Consider the following 18,806-nt stretch of genomic DNA (forward strand, 5'->3'; position numbering starts at 1 on the left):
ACGCCAACCGACACCCCGGGCCGATGAGCGCGGGCCGGGAGGGTCAGGCTATCGTGAGCAGGCGCCGGGGATTTTCCACCAGGATGGCGTCGACGTCCGCCTGGCTGAATCCGCGCTGGCGCATGCGCGGCGCGATGTTGGCGAACATGTGCTGATAGCCATGTCCGCCATACCGGCCCAGCCGGGTGCGCGTGCAGATGTCCTGGCTCATCAGGACCTGGTCGCGATGGCCCCGCTCCACCAGCAGCCGGACCATCTTCAGCCTGGCGCCGTCGTTCGGCATGTCGATCTCGCTGGACATCGGATAGTAGCTCTGCTCCCAGCCGAAGAGATCGAACTCGATCACGCATCCGGTATCCGCCAGGCGCAGCAGGCGGTCGTCGTCGAAGATGGTGCGATCCACGTGGCTGATGATCACGCGCCCGACGCCGTGCCCGGCCGCCTCGATGAACGACACGATCTCCGCGGGCTGGTCCGGATGCCGGCCCGGATGCACGTTGATGGCGGCGCCGGTCTCGGCCTGCGCGATCAGGGCGCCGCGCATCACGCGCTGCTCGAGCTCGGTCCACGGCGACTGGCAGCCGATCTCGCCGATGATGCCGGCACGGATCCCGGTGCCCCACGCGCCCTGCGTCAGCTGCGCGATCATCTCGGCGGCAAAGCTGTCGACGGTCCTTTCGTGATTCGCGGGGTCCTGGTAGGCATGCACGTAGTGGCCGCAGCCCATCACGATGTGGGCGCCGGTGGTGCGCGCGATCCGCGCCAGCCCCTCCGGGTCGGGCTTGAGCCCGCCATTCGTCAGGTCGACGATGGTGCGCCCGCCCGCGCCCATCATCTCGCGCACCTCCTCGACGGCCACGTCGATCTGGTCGAGCTGGTAGTTCTTCAGGTACGACTTCTGGCCATTGCTGATGCCCCAGCAATTGCACAGCGTGATCTCCGCCTCCTGCGCGGCCGGGCCGCCGGCGAGCAGCGCCGGCGGCGGCGTCAGGTCGATGAGCAGGTGCTCGTGCATCAGCGTCGGGCCGAGCTCGCCCGGATCGACCGGCCCGAGCACGGTCTGGACGATTCCTCTTGTTTTTCCCGGCGTCTGGTCAGGGTTCGCATTCATGGCAATTTCGAACATGCGTGTGCAGTTTCACAAGGGCCGCTCGAACGATAGCTGGAGCGGTCGCGCGGCCCGGGGGGATCCGGAGCGGTTCAGTCCAGGCGCGCATGCGCCGCGTCCCGGATCGTCAGGACGGCGGGCAGCGAGACCAGCGCGACCAAGGCGAGGAACGTGCCCGCCGCGGTCGCCGCGCCGGTGCCCTGGATGATCCACGTCACCGTCAGCGGCGCAAACCCGCCGAACAGCCCGGCGCAGGCCCCGGCAACCGAGATGCCCGTGGTGCGGATGTAGGTCGGGAAGGCTTCGGTGAGGTAGGCCGGGCCGGCGCCGGCCAGCAGCGAGTAGAGCGCCACCAGCGAACACTGCACGGCCAGGAACACCGGCACCGATCCGGGGTGCGACAGGACCGCGCCGTAGAGCGGATACGACAGCACCAGGAAACCGGCGCATCCGGCCAGCAATACCGGCTTGCGGCCGATGCGGTCGGATACGTGGCCGAACGCCGGCGCCAGCACCGCCGTCAGCGCCAGCGCGATGGTCACCGACCACAGCGTTTCGCTGCGCGTGAGGCCGCCGTAGGTCTGGCCGAAGGTCGGCATGTACACGGTCACCATGTAGGAGGCCACGCCCCAGATGGCCACGAAGACGATGGCGTGCAGGATGCGCCGGAAAAAATCCGCCCGCGACAGCCGGCCCGACGGCGACGCGGACCGATAGACCGGCGGCTCCGCGATGTTGCGGCGCATGTACGCGCCGACCGGCCCGAGCACCGCGCCCAGCAGGAACGGAATCCGCCAGCCCCAGCCTTCGAGGTCCGCGGCGCCGAGCGAGGACGCCAGGATCGCCGTCACGCCCGACCCCAGCAGCAGCCCGATCGCGATGCTGGATTGCTGGAACGCGCCGACGAAGCCGCGCCGGCCCTCGCCCGCCCACTCGGTGATGAACGCGGTCGCGCTGCCCCATTCGCCGCCGGCGGCAAAGCCCTGCACCAGCCGCGCCAGCACCAGCAGGACCGGCGCCAGCACGCCGGCCGTGGCGTAGGTCGGCAGGATGCCGATGGCGACCGTGCTCCCGGCCATGAGGAAGATGGTCAGCGTGAGCACCGTCTTGCGGCCGCGCCGGTCCGCGAGATGGCCCAGGACGATGCTGCCCACCGGCCGCGCCACGAAGCCGACGCCCAGCGTGGCGAAGGCGATCAGCAGCGAGCCCACCCCGCTTGCCGACGGAAAGAAGCTCCTGGCGATGATGGCCGCCAGGAAACCATAGACGCCGAAGTCATACCACTCGAGGATGTTCCCCGCGACGCCGGCGACGACCGCCTTGCGCCTCGCCTTCGCGCCGCCTCGCGGCGCGGCGCCGGACTGCGCCGCAGGCGGCCCGCTGGTTGAATCCGTGCCTGAGTCCGTTCTTGAATCGGTCATTGCGTTCATGGCCAAGCCCTGCCTGTTCGTTCGGTTTCGGAATCGGGATGCGGCATCAGAATTTGTGCCGGATGCCCACGCGCAATCCCAGCTGACGGTCGTTGCCCGAGGCCGGGTTTGTCGTCAGGATCGCGTGGGTCTGCGCGCTGGCGTCCTGGAAGTTCGCCATGAAATACACGTCGGTGCGCTTCGAGAGCAGGTAGTCCACGGCGCCGTTGTACGTGTTCCACCGGTAGTCGCCCAGCTTCGAGTACGTATAGGCCGAGACCAGGATCCAGCTCGGCGTCAGCCAGTACGCCACGGTGAGCGACGCGTTGTGCAGCGTCTCCGACGGCGCGCTCTTCGGCTCCAGCCGGGTGTTGGTGTACAGCCCGCTGACCGCCACCTTGTCGAACTTGTACGCCGCGCCCGCGCCGACGGTGCGGTAGTCGTCGAGAACGATCGTCTGGGCCGCGTTCGCGGCCGCGCCGAACAGGAAAGGCACGCCGAGCGCGCTGGCCGACTTGGCCGCGTACTGCTTGATCCCCGTGGCCGCCACCACCGCGTTGAACGGGCCCGCGGCATAGGCCGCGCTGAAGCTGTATGCGCGCCCGCCGTTGGTGGTGCTGGTGCCGTCCTCGGCAAAACTGTACTGCCCGTTCAGGGTCAGGCCGCCGATGCTGGGACTGCTGTAGACGACCGTGTTGTTCAGCCACGCGCCGGAGATGCGGTCCATGTCGCCCGGCGTGAACGAATAGATGCCGGTGTAGTAGCCCGGGTGATAGCGGATCAGGCTCACCATCTGGTCGAAGCGCCGGCCCAGCGTCAGCGTGCCGAAGCGCTCGGAGGCCAGGCCGACATAGGCCTGCCGCCCGAACAGCAGGCCGCCCTGCCGGCTCGCGCCGGTGTCCGACATGAAGCCGCCTTCGAGGTTGAAGATGGCCGACAGGTCGCCCGAGATGCTTTCGCTGCCGCGGAAACCGAAGCGGTTCCCCTGGCTGATGCTGTCGTCCATCTTCACCTGGTTGTGGCCGCCCACATTGCTGAGGTAGGTCACGCCGGCGTCGATCGAGCCGTAAACCGTCACGCCCGAGGTCTGGGCCTGCGCCCCGCCCGCCAGGCCGAACAGGGCTGCACCGGCCGCCCATGCCTTGCTCCATGTATTCAAGTCTTGCTCCCCTTGTGTCGTGTGCGTCCGTCTTCATTCAACTCGCCGTGCCTCGCGCCGCGCCGCGGCGGAAAAAATCGAGGCATGGCACCGGCTACGCAATGTGCATGCCAGACCTGTACGACGTTCTATGATTGTCGATACCTAGGTCAGTTTATTTATTGTTCGGTGTACAATTAATAGGTGATTATGCGTATTACGACCGCGCGCGGCGCGCCGGCCGGGATCGCGCGGCGCCGCCGGGGACGAGCCGGGGGCAGCCCGGGGACGAACCAGGATGAAGCGCGGCGCCTCGATTCCGTGCATCGGCGCGCCGGCCGGCACAAGATCAGTGCCGCCAGACTGTAAATTTATTGTACGATGAACAATGTATTGAAAAACGACGAACAATGATCCAATATCGGCGGCGCCGGGCACGCGAACGCGGGCGGCCGGCTCCCTCGAAGATTGAATTGGAGTGCTTCATGCGTAGTTTCCTTTCGGCGATCGCCACTGCCGGCGCCGCCCTTGCCGGCATCGTCGTTTCCCAGCCGTCCTTCGCGCAGCCCTACCCCTCGCGGCCCGTGACGGTCGTCGCGCCGGTGCCGGCCGGTGGCACGGGGGACACGATCGCCCGGCTCATGGCCACGAAGCTGCAGGAGCGGCTGCACCAGCCGTTCGTCGTGGACAACCGCCCCGGCGCCAACACGACCATCGGCGCCGGCTTCGTGGCGAAGGCGAAGGCCGACGGCTATACGCTGCTCATCACGGGCGCCCCGACGTTTACGATCAATCCGCTGCTCTATCCGAACGCGCGCTACGGCGCCGCCAGCTTCGACTACCTGGGCATCGTCGCGGCGATGCCGATGGTCATGCTGACCTATCCCGGATCGCCGCTGAAGACCGTCGCGGACGTGGTCGCGGCGGCGCGCAAGGAGCCCGGCAGCCTGGCCTACGGCTCCTTCGGCAACGGCTCCATGCCGAACATCATTGCCGAGAGCTTCGCCATGAAGGCCGGCGTGTCGCTGCTGCACGTGCCGTTCCAGGGCAGCGCGCCTTCGCTGACCTCGCTGATGGGCAAGCAGACCGCGCTGGCAATCGACAGCGTGGTGGCCGCGGCGCCCTTCATCCAGTCCGGCGCGCTGGTCCCGATCGCGGTGGCGTCCCGGACCCGCGCCGCGCTGCTGCCGCAGGTGCCCACGTTCATCGAGCAGGGCGTGCCGGAATTCGTGTTCGACAACTGGGTCGGCGTCGTCGCGCCCAGGGGGCTTGCGCCCGAGGTATCGGCGCGCCTCGAAGCCGAACTCAAGGCCGTGGTGCAGGACCCGGAGGTGCAGAAGAAGCTCGGCGCGCTGGGCTTCTCGGCAAGCTGGCAGGACGGCGCGGCGTTCCGGCGGCGCGCCGCCGCCGAGATGGCGCAGAACGTCACGGTGGTCGAGAAGGCGAAGCTGAAGTGATGCCCGCGCCGACCCGCCCGCCATTTCCCGCGGCGCCGGACACGGCCCGCGCCACCACAAGAGAGACCCATGACCGCCGAGCTTGCTGAACTCACCGCCCCCGTGCTGCGATCGCTGATCCGGTCCCGCGAAATATCGCCCGTCGAGCTGCTGCAGTCGTGCATCCGCCGCATCGAAGCCGTCAATCCCTACGTGAACGCCGTCACCGCGACGTGCTACGAGCGCGCGGAGGCGGAAGCGCGCGCCGCCGAGCGCGCGCTTGCCCGGGGCGAGCCCGTGGGCATCCTTCACGGGCTGCCGATGGGCGTCAAGGACCTGGAGGAGACCGCCGGCCTGCTGACCACCTATGGCTCGCCGCTATACCGCGGCAACGTCCCCGCGCGCGACAACGTGCTGGTCGGCCGCCTGCGCGCCGCCGGCGCCATCCTCGTGGGCAAGACCAACGTGCCCGAGTTCGGCGCCGGCGCCAACACGCGCAATCCGGTGTGGGGCGCCACCGGCAACCCCTTCGATGCGCACCTGAACGCGGGCGGCTCGTCCGGCGGCTCGGCCGCGGCGCTGGCCTGCGACATGCTGCCGGTCTGCACGGGGTCCGATACGGGAGGCTCGCTGCGCATCCCGGCGGCCAAGTGCGGCGTGGTCGGCATGCGCCCGTCCCCGGGACTGGTGCCGAGCGAGCGGCGGCTGCTGGGCTGGTCGCCGCTGTCGGTGGTGGGGCCGATGGGCCGCACCGTGGCCGAGACCGCGCTGCAGCTCGCGGCGACGGCGGGCCTGTGCGACGCGGAGCCCCTGAGCCAGGACGCCAATCCGCACGACTTCCTGGACCTGCGCGGCACCGACCTCGGCGCGCTGCGCGTCGGCTTCACCGAGGATTTCGGCGCGTGCGAGGTCGACGAAGAGATCCGCGCCACGTTCCGGGAGCGCATCGCCCGGATCTCCGGCTTCTTCGCCGCGTGCGAACCGGTCGACTTCGCCCGCGAGCCGCTCGGCGACGTGCACCGCTGCTTCGACGTCATGCGCGCCCAGGCCTTCGTCGCCGCGATGCGCGGGGCCTACGAGCGGGACCCCGGCTCGATCGGCCCGAACGCGCGCGCCAACTACGAGATCGGCGCCGCGCTCTCCCTGGCCGACACGGCGTGGGCGCATGCGGAGCAGACCAGGATCTTCCGCGCGTTCCAGCGGCTGTATTCGCGCTTCGACGTGATACTGGCCCCGACCACGCCGGTGTCGCCCTTCCCGTGGACCCGGCCCCATGCCGAAGCCATCAACGGCCGGCCGCTGCCCAACTACTACCGCTGGCTCGACCTGACCTACGTCGTCACGCTAGCCACCAACCCGGCGCTGTCGCTGCCGTGCGGGCGCGACCGGCAAGGGCTGCCCTTCGGCCTGCAGGTGATCGCGCCCTTCCGGCGCGACCGGCGCCTGCTGGAGATCGGCGCGGCGCTCGAAGCCGCGTTCGACGCGCACGCGGCGCTGCGCCGCCCGCGCCCGGACCTCGACGCATTGCGCGCGGGCACGGCCTCGCTGCGGTCCATCGTCACCCATCCGCCGCTGGCGGCGGGAACCGCGGGCAGCGCCCCGATCTCCGTCGTCTGAGCCGGCGCCCGCATCGCTTGCGCCGATTAATTGTACGGTGTACAGTAATTGCACAGTACACATTTCAATAACCTTCGGAACCGCATCATCATGGATCCACATCTCTTCGCGGTCGACACCGCCCCGATCGCCACCGCGGTGGCCGAGGCGGCCGACCGCTATGCCAGGCGCAACCCCGCCAGCCAGAAGCAGTTCGACCTGGCCTCGCGCTACATGCCTGGCGGCAACACGCGCTCGGTCCTGTTCTACGCCCCGTTCCCGCTGGCGATGGCGCGCGGCGACGGGTGCCGCCTGTGGGACGCCGACGGCCATGCCTACGTGGATTTCATCGCGGAATTCACGGCCGGCATCTACGGCCACTCCAACCCCGTGATCCGCCGCGCCATCGACGACGCGCTGGACGCCGGGATCAACCTGAGCGGGCACAACGTGCTGGAGGCAAGGCTGGCCAGCCTCATCTGCGAGCGCTTCCCCTCGGTCGACGTGGTGCGCTTCACCAACTCGGGCACCGAGGCCAACCTCATGGCCATCTCGGCGGCGAAGATCCACACCGGCCGCGCCAAGGTCGTCGTCTTCGGCGGCGGGTATCACGGCGGCGTGCTCACGTTCGCCAGGGGCAACACCCCGGTCAACGTGCCGCACGATTTCCTGATCGCCTCGTACAACGATCTCGACAGCGTCCGCGCGCTGTTCGCGGCCAACCCGCGGGACATCGCCGCGGTGGTGGTCGAGCCCATGCAGGGCGCTTCCGGATGCATCGAAGCCAAGGTGGAATTCCTGCGCGGCCTGCGGGAGCTGGTGTCCCGGCAGGGCGCGCTGCTGGTCTTCGACGAAGTCATGACCTCGCGCCTGGCTCCGGGCGGCCTGCAGGAAAAGCTGGGCATCCACGCCGACCTGACCACGCTGGGCAAGTACATCGGCGGCGGCATGTCGTTCGGGGCCTTCGGCGGCCGCGCCGACATCATGTCCCAGTTCGACCCGCGCCGCACCGACGCGACGCCGCATGCCGGCACCTTCAACAACAACGTGCTGACGATGGCCGCCGGCGCCGCGGGCCTGTCCCGGATCTACACCGCGGAGGCCGCGGTGCGCCTGAACGCGCTTGGCGACACCTTGCGCGACCGGCTGAACCGGATCTGCGGGGACAACGGCGCGGCCCTGCAGTTCACCGGCGTGGGCTCGCTGATGAACCTCCAGGCCGGCGCGCACGAGATCCGCTCGACCGCCGACATCCTGCCCGGCGGCAACGCCATCAAGGATCTCTTCTTCTTCCACATGATCGAGAACGGCGTGTACCTCGCGCGCCGCGGCTTCGTCGTGCTCAGCGTTCCCGTCGGCCAGGAGGAAATCGACCGGTTCGTCGATGCGTTCACGAGCTTCGTGCGCCAGTACGGGCATTTCTTCCCCGCCTGAAGCACGGGCGCGCCGGTCCCGCAGGCGCCGCCAGGCGGGCGCCTGCGGGACCGGCCGGCAGCGTTTTCCCCGCCGACATCGAGACCAGCGACACCGGAAAGACCGGCAACGACTGGCGCAGCGGCATTCATCAACCCGGAGACAAAAAAATGACTGCATCGAACAAGGTGGTGGTCCTGGTGGCCCCGACGGGCGGCATGGCCTTCAAGTCCCAGAACCCGCACCTGCCCACGCAGCCCGACGAGATCGCGCGCGACGTCCTCGACTGCTACAACGCCGGCGCCAGCGTGGCCGCCATCCATGCCCGCCTGCCCGACGACCAGGCCACGTGCAACGCGGACATCTACCGCGACATCAACGAACGGATCCGCGCCGGATGCGACATCGTCATCAACAACTCGACCGGCGGCGGCGTCCACGGCGACATGATCCGGCCAATGGCCGGCGGGATGTGGGACACCGTCTGGGAAGAGCGGCTCAAGGGCATGGACGCCGGCGCGGAGATGTGCACGCTTGACGCGTGCACCTTCGTCGGCAGCTTCGGCGGCAAGGAAATCCTGTTCAACACCTCGCCCTCGCGCTGCCGGACGCTGGCCGAGGAAATGAAGCGGCGCGGCATCAAGCCCGAGTGGGAGGTCTTCAGCCCCGCGCACATCGTCCAGGATGCGGCGACGCTGATCCGGATGGGACTGGACGAGCCGCCCTACGTCTTCAACCTGGTGATGAACGCGCATCGCGGCTTCCAGAACGCCATGCCCTACGACCCGAAGACGCTGCAGTTCATGGTCGACCTGCTGCCGCGGCAGAGCGTCTTCTGCGTCAGCGGCATCGGGCCGTCCCAGTTGCAGGCGGGCATCAACTCGCTGCTGCTCGGCGGCCAGGTGATCCGCGTCGGCCTGGAAGACAACCTGTACTATCGCCACGCGGAACTGGCCCGCAACGTGGAGCTGGTCGAGCGCACGGTCCGCATTCTCAGGGAAATGGACTACGAGATCGCCACGCCGGAGGAAGCCCGCCGGATTCTCGGCCTGCCTCGCGGCGACGCACCGGCGCGTCCCGCCCATGCGGCCGGCGACCCGGCTTGAGCCAGGCGGCGGCGCCCTCAGCCGCCGCCCTGCTCCGCCAGGTACTGGTCCTTGAGCTTCACGTAGTTGCCCGCCGTATAGCGGAAGAAACCGCGCTCCTTCTCCGTGAGCGCCCGCGCCTGCCGCGCCGGGCTGCCGACGTAGAGATGCCCGCCTTCGAGCACCTTGCCCGGCGGCACCAGGCTGCCGGCGCCGAGGATCACCTCATCGCCGATCACCGCGCCGTCCATGACGATGGCGCCCATGCCGATCAGGATGCGGCTGCCGACCGTGCAGCCATGCAGCAGCGCCTTGTGGCCGATGGTCACGTCGTCGCCGATGGTCAGCGGGAAGCCGTCGGGATTGAACGGCCCCGCGTGCGTGATGTGCAGCACGCTGCCGTCCTGCACGCTGGTGCGCGCGCCGATGCGGATGCGGTGCATGTCGCCGCGGATCGTCACCATCGGCCAGACGGAACTGTCGGCGCCGATCTCGATGTCGCCGATCAGCACGGCACTGGCATCGACGAACACTCGGTCGCCGAGCCGGGGGGCATTGCCCTGGAAACTGCGGATGCTCACGTTGGAATCCTGAAAACGCGGGAAAAAGGATTGCTCTAAAGAAAAGGAATCGCCAAGGAAAAGAAAGGGGAAGCCTACGCGGCCACGGCGGCAAGCGCCTGGCCGACGGTCTCCAGCGTCAGCGGCTTGATCAGCACGCGGTCCATGCCGGCCGCCAGGCAGCGCTGCACCTCGGCCGGCTCGGCGCTGGCCGTGACCGCCAGGATCAGGCAGCGGCGGCGCCCGCCGCGCCCTTCCTCCTCGCGGATGCGGCGGGCCAGCTCCAGGCCGTCCATGCGCGGCATCTGGCAATCGGTCAGCACCACGTCGAACGCGCCGGCCTGCCACAGCTCCAGCGCCTCCAGGCCGTCCGAGGCCAGCGTGACGCGGTGGCCGAGATGCTTGAGCTGCTGCCGGAAGGTGATGCGGTTGGCCGGATGGTCGTCCACCGCGAGCACGTCCAGGTTGCGCGCGGCCGCGTCCGGCGCCAGCGCCGGCGCTTCCGCCGCGGCAGGCGCCGCGCTCAGCGGCAGGTCCAGGTCGACGCTGAAGCACGAGCCGCGGCCCGGCTCGCTGCTCAGGCTGATGCTGCCGCCCAGCAGCTTGATCAGGCGCAGGCTGATGCTCAGGCCCAGCCCGCTGCCGAAGGCCTGCCCGGCCTGCGCCGCCTCGACCTGCGAGAACGGCTGGAACAGCTTGGCCTGGTCCTGCTCCGAGATGCCGATGCCGGTGTCGATGACCTCCAGCAGCAGGCGCAGGCGCCCGTCCACGCGGCGCCCGGTGGCGCGCAGCGTGACGCCGCCGCGCTCGGTGAACTTGATGGCGTTGCTCAGCAGGTTGAACAGCACCTGCTTGAAGTGCAGCGGGTCCATCATCACCCACTGGTCGACCTCGCCCTCGAAGCGCAGGTCCAGCGACAGGTGCTTCTGCCGCGCCATGCCGAGCACCAGCGTGACGATGCCTTCGATCTGCGCCTTGAGCGCCACCGGCTCGGGCGAGGAATCGAGCTTGCCGGTCTCGATGCGGGTCAGGTCGAGCACGTTGCCGAGCAGCAGCAGCAAGCCCCGCGCGGCCTCCTGCGCGACCGCCAGCGAAGTGGTGTCGAGCGCGCCTTGCTCGGCCTTCTGCAGCACCAGTTCCTGCAGGCCGATGATGGCGTTCATCGGCGTGCGGATCTCGTGGCTCATGGTGGACAGGAAGATGCTCTTGGCCTGGTTGGCCGACTCCGCCTTCTCGCGCGCCACCTGCAACTGCTCGATCAGGCTCTGGCGCTCGGTCAGGTCGACCCAGCCGCCGATCATGCCTTCGACCTCGCCGTCGACGTTGCGGTACGGCACCGTCCAGTGCTGGATGTAGCGCACCTGGCCGTTGATGTCGAGCAGGTGCTCCTCGACCGCCGGCGTGCCCTGCGCCATGCGCTGGCGCTGCTCGCGCAGCAGCCGCTGCGCGAGCTCGGCGGGGAACCAGTGCAGTTCGAGGATGGTCTTGCCCAGGCTCTGCTCCGAGCCGGCGCAGAACAGCCGCAGCAGCGCCGGGTTGCAGGCGCTCAGGCAGCCCTCGCGGTCGAGCAGGTAGACCGGGTTGGGAATGGCGTTGATCAGCGTGTTCTTGAGCGCGAGCTGGTTGGTCAGGCGCTTTTCCGCGCGCCGCGTCTTGCGCACCTGCCGGGTCAGGTAGAAGGCCCACACCAGCGACAGCGCGACCGGCAGCGCGAACACCCCGCCGAGCTGGACGATGCGGCCGCGGTGGTCGCGCCAGAAGCTGGCGCCCACCGCGGGAAAGCGCGGCTCCCACTGGCGCACGATGTCGGCCACCTCGTCCGGGCCGATCGACATCTGCGCCTTCTCCAGGATGTTCTGCAGCTCCGGCTCGCTCTTGAGCACGCCGATGCTGACCGGCACGGTGCGGTCCTCCAGGATGCCGCTGACCACCAGCCTGCCGTTGAAATTGTGCGCGGCGAGAAAGCGCCCGGAGAACAGGTTGGAGATGCAGGCGTCGCTCTTGCCCTCGTCGACGCTGCGCATGGCGTCGAGCAGGTTGTCGTAGACCTGCAGGTCGATCGCCGGGTAGTTGCGCCGGATGGTCTCGTTGAGGTAGTAGCCGGCGCCGGTCGCCAGCCGCTTGCCGGCCAGGTGGGCGAGGTCGCTCACGCCTTCGCGGTCCTGGCTGGTCATCAGGATCACCGAGCTGCGCAGGTACGGCGACAGGATCTCGAGCTTGCCGTCGGCCGGGTTGTCCGGCGGCAGCACCGGCGTCACCATCGCCGCGCCGTCATTCATGCGCTTGCTCAACTCCGCGAAGTTGTCCACGCTGCTGTAGGTGAATTTCAGCCCGCTGCGCTTGGCGATCAGCTCCAGGTAGTCGTGGCCGATGCCCGACACCCGGCCGCGCGCGTCGAGCTGGGTCAGCGAGCCCAGGTAGCGGTTGACGATCACCGGCACCTCCGCGTGCGCGGCCAGCCAGCGGTTCTCGGCCGGCGTCAGCGCCAGGCGCTGCTCGTCGAGCCGGAAGCGCCGCCCGGCGCTCCAGCTGCGCAGGATCTCGTCGCCGAACTGCACGTTGACCTGCACCAGCGCGCGGTCGAGCAGCGCGCGCAGCCGGTTGTCCTCGGAGCGCACCAGGAAGCCGAAGCCGTGGCTGTCGATCGGCGCGAAGTTCTCGATGCGCAGGTTCAGCAGGTAATTCATGTTGATCAGGTAATGCGTGGACAACGCATCGCCGACCATCGCATCCACGTGCCCCAGGCTCAGCGCCTCGAGCGCGCGCTGCGGCGAGGTAAACAGCAGGATGCGGCTCCTGGGATAGCGCGCGGCCAGTTGCCGCTCGGCCAGGTAGCCGGCCACCAGCGCCAGCGTGGCGCCCTCGCGCTGGTCGTCGAAGCGCCTGCCGTCGGCGGAGATCAGCACCGGCTGGTCGGCCAGGTAGATGTGGGAGACGCGCAGGTCGTAGTCGGCGGCCTCGGCGGCGCTGCCGCGCCCGAGCAGGTCGATCTCGCCGCGCCGCAGCGCCTCCAGCGCCGCCTGCCGCGAGGTGAAGGCGCGCACGCGCGGCAACTGGTCGAACATCAGCGCCAGATAGTCCGCCGTGACGCCCTCGAAGCGGTCGGCATTGAGCATCTCCAGCGGCGGATAGTCGGGCGTCACCACGCCCACCGTCAGCGGCGCGCGGTGCGCCAGCCACTGGCGGTCGTCCGGGCTCAGCCACGGCTTGGGCGCCGAGGTCAGGCGCCCGAACACCTCGATGTGCGCCGGCGCCGCCGCGGGGGCGGACACGCTGGCTCCCCGGGCGACGGAAACCAGGAACAGGACAAGAAGGCAGAACAATGCTGCGGCCCGGGGCGATTTGTGCATGGCGCTCCAATGCGGCAACCGATCGGGGCCCCTCGCTCGGCCCCGGGCGCAGGCATCGGGCCGCCGGTCGTCGCGGCGCCGGCCGGATCGACACGGCAGGCGCGGGGAAAGCGCGGCCTCCGGGGGCCGCAGGTGGAAATACTATAGCCGAAGCGGCGCGCGCGGCGCATCCGGGACATCGGGCACCGCCCCGCGGCGGCGGATGGAGGCGCGATGCGCAAAAAAAAGCCCGGGCCAGGGCCCGGGCGGCGCGGATTCTACCAGCGCCGTTCCGGCAACGGCAATAGCGCCGCGCGCGCATGTTGCCGAATCCCGACGCGGGCGCGCGCGGCGCCCGGCAAGGGCCAGCGCCCGCGCGCGCGGGCGCGGCGCCTTGCCCGGCGCCGCCTGGCGGGCCGCGCGGCGGCATCCCGCCACGGCGCCGCGCCCGCCGCCCGCCATGCTATTGACTATGGTCAAGCGGCATGCCGGCGTGCTGCCTATAGTGGCTGGCGCGCGCCTGCGGGCCGCGCGTTCCCGGCCCGCGCGTTTCCATCCCGCGATCCCCACCCGAGCCCTGTTCCAGTTTGTCCCAACCTGTCCCAACCTGCCGGCAGAACACCATGACCGACGACTTCCGCTCCGAGCTGTCCGCGCACCGCGCCACGCTGACGCGCGACATCGAGACCCTGCTGGCCGACCTGCACGCCCTGCTGCGCGAGGCGACCACCGACGCCGGCGGGCACGCCGGCCCGGCCCGCGGGCAGTTCCGGGCGCGGCTCGACGCCCTGCAACTGCGCCTGCGGGAACTGGAGACGCAGGCACGCGGACAGGTCCGGCACGGCATGGAGGCCGGCGACGCATTCGTGCACGAGCACCCGTGGCGCGTGCTCGGCGCGGCCGCGGCCTTTGCCGCCGCCTGCGGCGCGCTGTGCGCGCTGGCGCTCGACCGGCGCGGCTGATCCCCGGCGCCGGTTCTCAGCACCGGGGATCAGCGCCAGGCGTCCAGCGCGAGCGCGACGCTCCAGGTCGACGCGGCGGCCAGCACCAGCCCCGCCGCGACACGCCAGGCGAAGGCGCCGCCGCCGGCCGCGGCCGCCACGATCTTGGTCAGGGTATTGGCGGAAAACGCCGCCAGCACGGGCCAGACCGCGTCCGCGGCCGACACGCGCCCGGCCGCCACCTGCGCGGAGACCGAGACCGTCGCCGCGTGCGCGTCGGCAAACCCGCCGACCGCGGCGACGCCGAGCAGCACCCCGGTCCCCGGCCACGCGCGCACGGCGGCGTTGACCAGCATCAGCAGCGCCATCAGCGCCACGAACCCCACCGCCACCCGCCAGTCCATGCGCTGGCCGGCCGCCTGCGCGCCCGCGCGCGCATCGTCGCGCCCGGTCTTCCGGCGCACCGCCCGCCATAGCCAGAAGCCGGCGCAGGCCGCCATCACGGCGAGTCCGGCCGCCAGCGGCAGCGCCAGCATCCGCAGGGCGGCCGCGCTGGTGGCGGCCAGCAGAAGCAGCATCTGCACGAAGGTGGCGACGCTGGACAGCAGGGCCGCCGCCACGGCCGCATCACGCACGCCGGGCGTGCCCGGGGCCTTGCGCACCAGCGCGGCCATCGAGGCCACCGTCGCCACGCTCGAGACGAAGCCGCCGAACAGGCCGGTCAGCGGCAGCCCCGCCTTCTCCCCGAACACGCGCGTGGCGATGTGCCCGGCCGCGCCCATCATCATGACCAGCACCGCCACCAGCCAGAGCGTGCGCGGGTTCCAGGCGTCGAGCGGCCCCATGTAGCGGTCCGGCAGCAGCGGCCAGATCACCAGCGCGGCCACCGCCAGCGTCAGCGCGTCGTTGACCTCCTGGCGCGTGAGCGCGCTGCGCACCAGCCGGTGCAGGGTGGCCTTGCCGTGCAGCAGGCTCACCAGCACCGCGGCGAGGCCGGCGGCCAGGCCGGGATGCGTGATGGCGAGCGCACCGAGCAGCACCGTGCACAGCATCGCGAACTCGGTGGTCAGGCCCGGGTCTGCCGCCGCGGTGTGCCGGTAGCCCACCGCGGCGAGGCCGGCCGCGCCGAGCAGCACCGCCGGCAGCAGCCCGGCCTGCGGCAGGAAGGCGCCCAGCGCGCCGCACAGGCTGGCGATGGCGAAGGTGCGCAGGCCGGCGGCGGCCTCGGCGCCGTCCGCCGCCTGGCTGCGCTCGCGCTCGAGCCCGAAACCCAGCCCGATGCCGAGTGCAACGCAAAAAGAGACGACGGTCTGGTTCATGCCGGGTTCCTCTGGCCGGGGGGCGAGCGCAATGCCAGCGCGACTGTGGAAGATTGCGCAATGGCAGTCAGTGTGGGCCGTGCGCGCACATTTTGCCTGATGCACCTCAACCTATGTGGCCGCCGCGGGGTGCCGCCGGACGCCGTCGGGCGCCGCTTCGGCGCGCGCCCGCGCCGAAGCTTGATGCGTGTCAACCAGCGCGCTCGGCGCTCTCCTAGAATCAACTGACGGGCCAGCGCCCGCCCGGCATCGATGGCGGGCGTTGCGCCCGCCGCTTCCGACGGAGACAAGCCCCGGACACCTCGCCGCGCTCCACCACGGCCCGTCCGGTCCCTGCCCCCGCTTCCCGCCAGGCATTGCCGCGGCCCCCGCGGCGCGCGCAAACCAAGGAGATTCATCATGGCAGAACCGACCAGCATCCCGACCGACCTCCTGACCTTCCCCTGCGAAACGGGCCTGCGGACGCTGACGCTGCTGCAGGAAAGCCGCGCACGCCTGCTCGAGGCCCAGCTCGAGGCGGTGCGCAAGGACATCAAGACTTCGCGGGAAATCGGCGAGCAGCTCGTCCACGCGGGCGATTTCGGCGCGCTGGCCGCGCTGCCGGCCGCCCTGTTCCGCAGCCAGGCCGAGCACTACGCCACGCTGATGCAGGCGTGGATGCGGCTCGCCATCCACGACCAGAACGCCGTGCTCGAGCAGTTGCGGGAAACCGGCGAGTCCTGGCAGCGCTGCCAGACCTCGCTGTGGCAGCACGCCGCCAACCCCGCCGCGCTGGCCGCGCCGGTGAAGGACCTGTTCGAGAAACTGAGCCAGCCCACCTCGTGGATGCCGACCGCCACGGAACCCGCCGCCGCCACCGCCACCACCGCCACGGCCGGCGGCAAGTCGAGGAGCGTCGTTCATGCCGGCTAACCGCACCGCGCTCGTCACCGGCGGCATGGGCGGCCTCGGCGAAGCGATCGCGATCCGCCTGCACGACGCCGGCCACCGGGTCGCCGTCACCCACTCCCTGGGCAACGACCACGTGCAGGCCTGGCTCGGGCACCAGCGCGAGGCCGGGCGCGAGTTCAGCGCGTTCGCCGTCGACGTGGCCGATTTCGATGCCTGCCAGCGCTGCGCCGCCGAAGTGCTGGCGCAGCTCGGCCAGGTCGACATCCTCGTCAACAACGCCGGCATCACGCGCGACATGACCTTCCGGCGCATGGGCAAGGCCGACTGGGACGCCGTGCTCAGGACCGACCTCGACTCGATCTTCAACATGACCAAGCCGCTGTGCGAAGGCATGGTCGGCCGGGGCTGGGGGCGCATCGTCAACATCGCCTCGGTCAACGGCTCCAAGGGCGCCTTCGGCCAGACCAACTACGCGACCGCCAAGGCCGGCATCCACGGCTTCAGCAAGTCGCTGGCGCTGGAGCTGGCCACCAAGGGCGTCACCGTCAACACGGTCTCGCCCGGCTACCTGGCCACGCACATGGTCACCGACATTCCCGCCGACATCCTCCAGACCCGCATCCTGCCGCAGATCCCGCTGGGCCGGCTGGGCCGGCCCGACGAAGTGGGCGCGCTGATCGCGTTCCTGTGCTCGGACGATGCGGCCTTCATCACCGGCGCCAACATCGCCATCAACGGTGGGCAGCACATGCAATGAACGCACCGACCACAAACAAGGAACTCGCGGCCGCCGAGGCCGGATGCGGCTGCGAGCCGGTCCCGGCCGGCCCGCACGAACTGCTCGACGAACAGGTCCGCTCCATGCTGGCCGGGGCCACGCAAGGCCTGTCGCTGGCCTCGTTCTGGCTGGCCGGCATGGACTGGGCCCTGCACACGGCGACCTCGCCCGGCAAGGTCAGCGCCGCGGTGGGCCAGTGGCTGGCCGGCGCCGTCGCCGCCGGCGGCTGCGTGCTGCCCGGCACCGAACCGGCGCCGCCGGCGACGCCCGACCAGCGTTTCGCCGATCCGGCCTGGTCGCAATGGCCCTACCGCTTCTGGCGCGATGCCTTCTGCAACAACGAGGCGTTGTGGGAGTCGCTGACGCACGGCCAGAGCGGCGTGTCGCACCACCATGAGCGGCTGGTGTCGTTCTGCGCCCGGCAGGTGCTCGACACCTGCTCGCCCGGCAACGCCTGGTGGCTCAACCCGGTGGTGCTGCAGGCCACCGCCGCCAGCGCCGGCGGCAATTTCGCCAACGGCGCGCGCAACTGGCTCGAAGACCTGCAGGACGTGGTGGCCGACCTCACCCACGAGCCCGCGCTGCGCCGCCCGCCCGCCTTCAAGGTGGGCGAGGACGTGGCCATCACGCCGGGCAAGGTGGTGTTCCGCAATGCGCTGATCGAGCTGATCCAGTACGCGCCGGCCGGCGACGAGGTATGGCGCGAGCCGGTGCTGATCGTGCCGTCGTGGATCATGAAGTACTACATCCTGGACCTGCAGCCGCACGACTCGATGGTGCGCTACCTGGTCGAGCAGGGCCACACGGTCTTCATGATCTCGTGGAAGAACCCGGGCGCCGAGGCGCGCGACACCAGCCTCGACGACTACCTGCGGCTGGGCATACAGGCCGCCCTGCGCGTGGTGCAGGAACGCTGCCCCGATACCCACGTCCACGCCGCCGGCTATTGCCTGGGCGGCACGCTGCTGTCGATCTGCGCCGCGGCGCTCAGCCGCGACAACGACGGCGATGGCGACGGCGACGGCACGCCGCTGCAGAGCCTGACCCTGTTCGCCAGCGAGACCGACTTCACCGAGCCGGGCGAGCTCGGCCTGTTCATCGACAGCAGCGCGCTGGCGACGCTCGACGCCACCATGCGCCGGCAAGGCTACCTCGACGGTCCGCAGATGGCCGCCGCGTTCCAGATGCTGCAGTCGCGCGACCTGATCTGGTCGCGCATGATGAGCGAGTACCTGCTCGGCAAGCGGCTGCGCCCGAACGACCTGGTGTCGTGGAACCGCGACCTCACGCGCCTGCCCTACCGCATGCATTCGGAATGCCTGCACAAGCTGTTCCTCACCAACGACCTGGCCGAGGGCCGCTACTGCGTGGATGGCCGCCCGGTGGCGCTGGCCGACCTGGGCATGCCGATCTTCGCGGTGGGCACCGAGCACGACCACGTCTCGCCGTGGCGCTCGGTCTACAAGCTGCACCTGCTGACGTCGACCACGCTGACCTTCCTGCTGACCTCGGGCGGGCACAACGCCGGCATCGTGTCCGAGCCGGGCCATCCGCGCCGGCGCTTCCGCGTGTCCACGCGCGACGCGCTGGCGCCCTACGCCAGCCCCGAGCATTTCCTCGCCAACGCCACCCACCACGACGGCTCGTGGTGGCCGTGCTGGCAGGCGTGGCTGGCGTCGCACTCCACCGGCCGCGTGGCGGCGCGCGACCCCGCGCCCGGCGCGCTCGCCGATGCGCCGGGCAGCTACGTGCTGGAGGACTAGCGGCAGCCTGGAAGGCTGGAGACCGGAACGCCGCGCGGCG

The 18,806-nt window shown here is 70.4% G+C and carries 14 protein-coding genes; 8 read left to right on the forward strand and 6 right to left on the reverse strand.

The features are described 5' to 3' along the window. Window positions 1-43: 43 nt before the first annotated feature. From AC3WXD_RS10595 to AC3WXD_RS10605, 3 genes are all read right to left on the reverse strand, one after another. The gene (locus AC3WXD_RS10595; protein ID WP_492323648.1) at window positions 44-1,111 is read right to left on the reverse strand and encodes a phosphotriesterase family protein; all 1,068 of its coding nucleotides are present in this window, start codon (window positions 1,109-1,111) and stop codon (window positions 44-46) included. 89 nt (window positions 1,112-1,200) lie between these two features. Beyond that, window positions 1,201-2,538 carry an MFS transporter gene (locus AC3WXD_RS10600; protein WP_231586545.1) on the reverse strand — a complete coding sequence of 446 codons (1,338 nt, stop codon included), beginning with the start codon at window positions 2,536-2,538 and terminating at the stop codon, window positions 1,201-1,203. Window positions 2,539-2,584: 46 nt separating this feature from the next. After that, a complete protein-coding gene (locus AC3WXD_RS10605; RefSeq protein ID WP_492323649.1) occupies window positions 2,585-3,676 on the reverse strand; it encodes a porin in 1,092 nt (363 codons plus the stop codon). Window positions 3,677-4,140: 464 nt separating this feature from the next. Here AC3WXD_RS10605 and AC3WXD_RS10610 point away from each other — a divergent pair, with 464 nt between their 5' ends. The 4 genes from AC3WXD_RS10610 (at window position 4,141) to AC3WXD_RS10625 (ending at window position 9,206) form a co-directional block, all read left to right on the forward strand. Next, entirely contained in the window at window positions 4,141-5,112 is a 972-nt protein-coding gene (locus tag AC3WXD_RS10610; protein ID WP_059413147.1) for a Bug family tripartite tricarboxylate transporter substrate binding protein, read from the forward strand. Between the two features lie 69 nt (window positions 5,113-5,181). Next, complete coding sequence (locus AC3WXD_RS10615) at window positions 5,182-6,708, forward strand: amidase (protein ID WP_492323650.1); 1,527 nt, start codon at window positions 5,182-5,184, stop codon at window positions 6,706-6,708. A gap of 90 nt (window positions 6,709-6,798) precedes the next feature. After that, window positions 6,799-8,121, forward strand: a complete 1,323-nt coding sequence (locus tag AC3WXD_RS10620; RefSeq protein ID WP_492323651.1) for an aspartate aminotransferase family protein — start codon at window positions 6,799-6,801, stop codon at window positions 8,119-8,121. 149 nt (window positions 8,122-8,270) lie between these two features. Next, window positions 8,271-9,206, forward strand: a complete 936-nt coding sequence (locus AC3WXD_RS10625) for a beta-keto acid cleavage family enzyme (protein WP_492323652.1) — start codon at window positions 8,271-8,273, stop codon at window positions 9,204-9,206. A gap of 17 nt (window positions 9,207-9,223) precedes the next feature. Here AC3WXD_RS10625 and AC3WXD_RS10630 read toward each other — a convergent pair whose 3' ends face one another. Both AC3WXD_RS10630 and AC3WXD_RS10635 read right to left on the reverse strand, forming a co-directional pair. Further along, a complete protein-coding gene (locus AC3WXD_RS10630) occupies window positions 9,224-9,766 on the reverse strand; it encodes a gamma carbonic anhydrase family protein (protein ID WP_059413151.1) in 543 nt (180 codons plus the stop codon). Between the two features lie 74 nt (window positions 9,767-9,840). Further along, complete coding sequence (locus tag AC3WXD_RS10635; RefSeq protein WP_492323653.1) at window positions 9,841-13,017, reverse strand: response regulator; 3,177 nt, start codon at window positions 13,015-13,017, stop codon at window positions 9,841-9,843. A 680-nt stretch (window positions 13,018-13,697) separates the two neighbouring features. On the opposite strand from AC3WXD_RS10635, the gene AC3WXD_RS10640 reads away from it, so the two are divergent. After that, entirely contained in the window at window positions 13,698-14,036 is a 339-nt protein-coding gene (locus AC3WXD_RS10640; protein WP_492323654.1) for an ElaB/YgaM/YqjD family protein, read from the forward strand. A 29-nt stretch (window positions 14,037-14,065) separates the two neighbouring features. On the opposite strand, the gene AC3WXD_RS10645 is transcribed toward AC3WXD_RS10640, so the two are convergent. After that, window positions 14,066-15,334 carry an MgtC/SapB family protein gene (locus AC3WXD_RS10645; protein ID WP_492323655.1) on the reverse strand — a complete coding sequence of 423 codons (1,269 nt, stop codon included), beginning with the start codon at window positions 15,332-15,334 and terminating at the stop codon, window positions 14,066-14,068. A 399-nt stretch (window positions 15,335-15,733) separates the two neighbouring features. Between AC3WXD_RS10645 and AC3WXD_RS10650 the strand changes: the two genes are divergently transcribed. From AC3WXD_RS10650 to AC3WXD_RS10660, 3 genes are read left to right on the forward strand one after another with little or no spacing between them, the layout of a single operon-like run. Then, window positions 15,734-16,246: a phasin family protein gene (locus AC3WXD_RS10650; RefSeq protein WP_492323656.1), complete on the forward strand. Its 513-nt coding sequence runs from the start codon at window positions 15,734-15,736 to the stop codon at window positions 16,244-16,246. Beyond that, window positions 16,236-16,982, forward strand: a complete 747-nt coding sequence (gene phbB / locus AC3WXD_RS10655; RefSeq protein WP_492323657.1) for an acetoacetyl-CoA reductase — start codon at window positions 16,236-16,238, stop codon at window positions 16,980-16,982. The genes AC3WXD_RS10650 and phbB overlap by 11 nt, the downstream gene beginning before the upstream one ends. Beyond that, window positions 16,979-18,766, forward strand: a complete 1,788-nt coding sequence (locus AC3WXD_RS10660; protein ID WP_059413155.1) for a PHA/PHB synthase family protein — start codon at window positions 16,979-16,981, stop codon at window positions 18,764-18,766. Before phbB ends, AC3WXD_RS10660 begins: the two co-directional genes overlap by 4 nt. The last annotated feature ends 40 nt before the right edge of the window (window positions 18,767-18,806 follow it).

The sequence above is a fragment of the Cupriavidus sp. FW216-B1 genome (assembly GCF_058789195.1).

What these genes read in the sequence shown, in the direction of transcription:
- AC3WXD_RS10645 (WP_492323655.1), bottom strand. Translation starts at nt 15,334, where the DNA reads ATGAACCAGACCGTCGTCTCTTTTTGCGTTGCACTCGGCATCGGGCTG.
- AC3WXD_RS10595 (WP_492323648.1), bottom strand. Translation starts at nt 1,111, where the DNA reads ATGAATGCGAACCCTGACCAGACGCCGGGAAAAACAAGAGGAATCGTC.
- phbB (WP_492323657.1), top strand. Translation starts at nt 16,236, where the DNA reads ATGCCGGCTAACCGCACCGCGCTCGTCACCGGCGGCATGGGCGGCCTC.
- AC3WXD_RS10625 (WP_492323652.1), top strand. Translation starts at nt 8,271, where the DNA reads ATGACTGCATCGAACAAGGTGGTGGTCCTGGTGGCCCCGACGGGCGGC.
- AC3WXD_RS10610 (WP_059413147.1), top strand. Translation starts at nt 4,141, where the DNA reads ATGCGTAGTTTCCTTTCGGCGATCGCCACTGCCGGCGCCGCCCTTGCC.
- AC3WXD_RS10640 (WP_492323654.1), top strand. Translation starts at nt 13,698, where the DNA reads ATGACCGACGACTTCCGCTCCGAGCTGTCCGCGCACCGCGCCACGCTG.
- AC3WXD_RS10620 (WP_492323651.1), top strand. Translation starts at nt 6,799, where the DNA reads ATGGATCCACATCTCTTCGCGGTCGACACCGCCCCGATCGCCACCGCG.
- AC3WXD_RS10600 (WP_231586545.1), bottom strand. Translation starts at nt 2,538, where the DNA reads ATGAACGCAATGACCGATTCAAGAACGGACTCAGGCACGGATTCAACC.
- AC3WXD_RS10615 (WP_492323650.1), top strand. Translation starts at nt 5,182, where the DNA reads ATGACCGCCGAGCTTGCTGAACTCACCGCCCCCGTGCTGCGATCGCTG.
- AC3WXD_RS10660 (WP_059413155.1), top strand. Translation starts at nt 16,979, where the DNA reads ATGAACGCACCGACCACAAACAAGGAACTCGCGGCCGCCGAGGCCGGA.
- AC3WXD_RS10650 (WP_492323656.1), top strand. Translation starts at nt 15,734, where the DNA reads ATGGCAGAACCGACCAGCATCCCGACCGACCTCCTGACCTTCCCCTGC.